Source organism: Acinetobacter sp. V2 (genome assembly GCF_001188385.1).
In the GTDB taxonomy this organism is placed as follows: domain Bacteria; phylum Pseudomonadota; class Gammaproteobacteria; order Pseudomonadales; family Moraxellaceae; genus Acinetobacter; species Acinetobacter oleivorans.
The window spans coordinates 1,572,695-1,576,993 of record NZ_JZFB01000001.1 but is presented as its reverse complement, the minus strand read 5'-3'; the positions used below and the strand labels follow the sequence as shown (position 1 = coordinate 1,576,993).

Sequence of the window (4,299 nt, the reverse complement as noted above, 5' to 3'; positions counted from 1 at the left end):
TAGAAACAACAAGAATTTATAACGGTAAAACGATGCCAAATTTAGTTCTCCCAACGCGTGCCATAGAAGTTGTTAATACATCCATTTATTTGTTTCACCATCACGGATTTCATACCGTTGGAATCGACCGAATTGTGAAAGAGTCAAAAATTCCAAAAGCGACTTTTTATAACTACTTTCACTCAAAAGAGCGGTTTATTGAAATCTGTTTGATTGTGCAAAAAGAGCGTCTAAAAGAAAAAGTGATTTCCATTGCTAACGAAGCGAACCGCACCAACGTAACAGATCAATTAAAGAAACTTTATTTCTTACATACCGATTTAGAAGGGCCGTACTATTTATTATTTAAAGCAATTTTTGAAACCAAACTGACCTATCCAAAAGCCTATCAAGTCGCAGTGAGATATAGAACGTGGCTAATTAATGAGATTTATAGCCAGCTTAGAACACTCAAAAACGATACAACCTTTCAGGACGCCAAACTATTTTTATATATGATTGAGGGCGCAATTATTCAGCTTTTAAGTTCAGATGTGGCAATCGAGCGGGAAAGGGTATTGGATTATTTTCTAATTTCGCACTTCTAAGTTCTACGCAGAAAACATCAAAATAAAATACACTATTGTAATTATTTATTCACTATAGTAAATTTATTGGCTGATAATTATCTATTTTGAAGAATTCTTCACCTAAATTTTAATTTTATGATGCGAGATACACTATGTTAAACATTCGAATGTCCCGTCCAGATGAAGGGGACCAAGTGGTTGCCATCTGGAAAAGCTCGGTTGACGCTACACATGATTTTCTTACGGCAGATGATCGTAAAGAAATTGAAAAAGAAGTCGTCGGTTTTTTCTCAGAAACACCTGTATGGGTTGCAGTTAATGCCGATGACCAACCTTTAGGTTTTATGTTTTTACATGATGGACATATGGAAGCATTATTTATTGATGCTGCTGCTAGAGGACTAGGCGTTGGCAAGGCACTTCTATTACATGCATTAAGTCTATATCCAAACTTAACGATTGATGTGAATGAACAAAATCAGCAAGCAGTTGGTTTTTATCAACATATGGGATTTCAGGTCACTGGTCGCTCACCGCTAGATGGACAAGATAGAGCCTATCCATTGTTGCATTTAGGCATAGCCTCTACAACTTAAGCGGTTTTACACTTCTAGTAGAAACGTCACAGCATAAAGGTCACTGGAATTTTAGTTCTAAGACTTCTTTTGACTAAATGCAACGACATAAACACAAGGTAAGTTATGATCAGGATTAAGGAGTTTGCAGTCTGCTGGACTCGTAAGAGCAATACAATCTCCCGTCTCTAAATGAAATAACTGAGAGTCTATTTGAATATCAAGCTGTCCACTTAAAACCCATATCGTTTGTCCATTTAGGTTTTCATATGCACTTGCGGGCATAAAAAACTGACTTGATGCAGGAATTTCAATTTTAATTAATTCTGGATGTGCTCCAGCAGGAGAGATTGACCAGCGTGTAATACCCAGTTGGTTGTCTGTCCAATGTTGTTGCTGTTGTTTCCTAGAAAGAAGAATGTTGGTATTTTGGCTCATTTCAGCTTCAGCAAAAAGTTTAGATAAAGTAATACCTAACGCATTTACTAAGCGACCAAGTATTGCCGCACTTGGACTAGAAGCACCTCGTTCAACTTTACTGATCATGGCTTGGCTTACGCCTGAGTATTCTGCTAATTCCGCTACAGTCCAGCCTTTGCTCTTTCTCTGTTTGAGTAATAGGCGAGCGATTTCAGCATCGAGTACTTGCGTATCAGGTTGTTCAGCCATTATAGGAACCTTCCAGTTTTAAACATTGATATTATGCGATAGAAATTAAATATTGTTGTATAAAATCAGCTTTGTATTTTTTATTTAATATGATCAATCTAGCTCAATAACTTTTGTAGCCTCTAAAAATTGAGTGGTTTATTAAACTAGAGAAAACATGCTGGACTATTAAATCTGATAGTCACATAAAAAAGTATAACTATCAGATTTAAACGAGAACACACATAAGAAATGAAATCTATGCAGGCAATTCTTTTTTGCTATGGATTTATTAAACAATCGTAAGAACGTCAGCTACAGGCTTACGTATTTTTTGTGCCCAATTATTAATGGTTGGATAACCCACAGCAACAATCATTACAGGCAATTCATTCGCAGTAAGTTCAAAATCTTGAGATACTTGTTTTGCATCAAATCCACCCATTGCACAAGTTCCTAACCCCATTTCTTGTGCAGCGAGTATTAAGGTCATGGCTGCTAAAGATGCAGAGCGAACAGCCTCATCACGTTGTAATATAGCGTTATCTTGATAAGCATTGGTCGCTTGTCTTACCCAGCTATCAATCACTTTATGTCCCATAATATTATTTTCTAGGGATGGTTGAAGTGCATTATGCAGTTGATGATGTGCATCAAATGTCCCGCAGATTATGAAATTTACAGAAGCATCAGTAATTTTATCTTGCCCAAAAGCTGCTGCTTTCAATAATTGTTTTGACTCTTCAGAGCGTACCGCGATAAAACGCCAATTTTGTAAATTATAAGCCGAGGGAGCTTTGGTTGCTAATTCGACTAATAATTTGATCGTAGCTTCATCTAAAGAGCGATTTGGCTGAAAGTTATTAATTGATGTGCGAGTTTCAATAGCGTGTTGTATAGAGATATTCATATAAGCCTCAGAAAAGAAAAATAATTTTAAAGTGAATCATTAATTGCGACGTGCACTTGTCCATTGCACTACGAACACACTAATGAGCACGATAACTAATCCTAAAAGGGCAGTTCCTGAAATTGACTGTGATAACAAAGCCCAACCCAGTACCACCGCAGTTAGAGGACTAAGTAGTCCAAGAGATGCAACTGCCACACTTGGCAGACGAGTTATGCCTCTAAACCAAAGTACATAAGCAACTAAAGCACCCGCTAAGCTTAAATAAGCGTAAGAAATATATTGCACAGGTTTTAAAGTAGGCAGAGGTGCGTCTACCATCCAAGCAATAGGAAGAAGAATTAACCCCCCAATCACAAGCTGCCAGCCAGTAAGAGCGAGGAGTGGCATATCTAATTTCCAGCGAGATGTGAGCCACACACCACACGCCATGCATATAGCACCTAATAGGGCAGCTAAGATTCCAATCGGTTCAAAAACGGTGTTCGGCGATAACAGCAAGATTGCCATTCCAAACATACCGATCACAGCTGACCAGAGTGTAGCTCTGAGTGGGGACCGACCATCTATTACCCAAGCTAATACCATTACCAATAAAGGCTGGATTGCACCAAGTACAGCAGCTAATCCACCCGGTAAACGATAGGCCGCGACAAATAGAAAAGCTTGAAAAAGCCCGATGTTGAGCGCCCCCAATATGATTAAACGCCACCAATCATTTTTGGCAGGCATGCGGCGAGTAAATAACAATAAAAGTAGACCTGCTGGTAATACTCGTATCAGTGCTGAAGTAAAAGGGCGGTCTGATGGTAAAAGTTCTGATGTCACAATATAGGTGGAGCCCCAAATAATAGGAGCTAATGCGGTGAGTAAAATATCGAACCCACGTGAAGCTGGAATAGGCTTTGACATATATTTGCCATTTATCTTTAATTCAAGATATTATTATGTTGTCACACCAATTAGCTTGAAGTCAAGATAAATGAAAAAACAGAACGATAGTCTGAAAAAAGATGAAGTTGATAAGATTTTAGAACAATGGGCAAAAGAACGACCGGATCTTGATGCCAGTCCGATGGGGCCTATTGGTCGCATTAAACGATGCGCTACTCTGTTAGAACGGCTTTTGGAATCTACGTTCTCAACCTTTGACCTGAGTCTTTGGGAGTTCGATATGTTGGCTACGCTTAGACGTTCGGGATCCCCATATCGGCTAAGCCCAACAGAATTGTTTTCAGCATTAATGATTACTTCGGGAACAATGACACATCGTTTAAAGAAACTGGAACAAAGGAATCTTATTGAACGTATAGATAACGAAGAAGATGCTCGCAGTATGCTTGTACAGCTTACCAGTCATGGATTGGAGTTAATCAATAAGGCAGTAGAAGCACATGTAGAGAATGAACGTCATATACTTTCAGTACTGTCTAGTAATGAAATAGATAATATCAATGCTTCTTTGTCAGTGTTGCTCCAATCTTTAGAAGCATCTACCAAAAAGGGGCGGTAAAAATATTAAGAAAATAAACCTAGATGAGATCTTAATTAAAAATCTAAACTTCATAATTAAGAACTCATCATAGAGGTGAGTGAG

At 38.3% G+C, this 4,299-nt stretch carries 6 protein-coding genes; 3 read left to right on the top strand and 3 right to left on the bottom strand.

Features of this window, described 5'->3' with window-relative positions; genetic code table 11:
* Positions 1-32: 32 nt before the first annotated feature.
* Together UC75_RS07215 and UC75_RS07210 are read left to right on the top strand one after the other, a co-directional pair.
* Positions 33-587 (top strand): TetR/AcrR family transcriptional regulator, encoded by a 555-nt coding sequence (locus tag UC75_RS07215; protein ID WP_049837160.1) that lies wholly within the window; start codon positions 33-35, stop codon positions 585-587.
* 134 nt (positions 588-721) lie between these two features.
* Positions 722-1,165: an acetyltransferase gene (locus UC75_RS07210; RefSeq protein ID WP_049837159.1), complete on the top strand. Its 444-nt coding sequence runs from the start codon at positions 722-724 to the stop codon at positions 1,163-1,165.
* Positions 1,166-1,222: 57 nt separating this feature from the next.
* On the opposite strand, the gene UC75_RS07205 is transcribed toward UC75_RS07210, so the two are convergent.
* The 3 genes from UC75_RS07205 to UC75_RS07195 all read right to left on the bottom strand — a co-directional run bounded on the left by UC75_RS07205 (position 1,223) and on the right by UC75_RS07195 (position 3,614).
* On the bottom strand, positions 1,223-1,813 hold the full coding sequence (locus tag UC75_RS07205) for a helix-turn-helix domain-containing protein (RefSeq protein WP_049837158.1): 591 nt from the start codon (positions 1,811-1,813) through the stop codon (positions 1,223-1,225).
* 271 nt (positions 1,814-2,084) lie between these two features.
* Positions 2,085-2,702 (bottom strand): nitroreductase family protein, encoded by a 618-nt coding sequence (locus UC75_RS07200; protein WP_049837157.1) that lies wholly within the window; start codon positions 2,700-2,702, stop codon positions 2,085-2,087.
* A 39-nt stretch (positions 2,703-2,741) separates the two neighbouring features.
* On the bottom strand, positions 2,742-3,614 hold the full coding sequence (locus UC75_RS07195) for an EamA family transporter (RefSeq protein ID WP_049837156.1): 873 nt from the start codon (positions 3,612-3,614) through the stop codon (positions 2,742-2,744).
* 70 nt (positions 3,615-3,684) lie between these two features.
* On the opposite strand from UC75_RS07195, the gene UC75_RS07190 reads away from it, so the two are divergent.
* On the top strand, positions 3,685-4,215 hold the full coding sequence (locus UC75_RS07190; RefSeq protein WP_049837155.1) for a MarR family winged helix-turn-helix transcriptional regulator: 531 nt from the start codon (positions 3,685-3,687) through the stop codon (positions 4,213-4,215).
* The last annotated feature ends 84 nt before the right edge of the window (positions 4,216-4,299 follow it).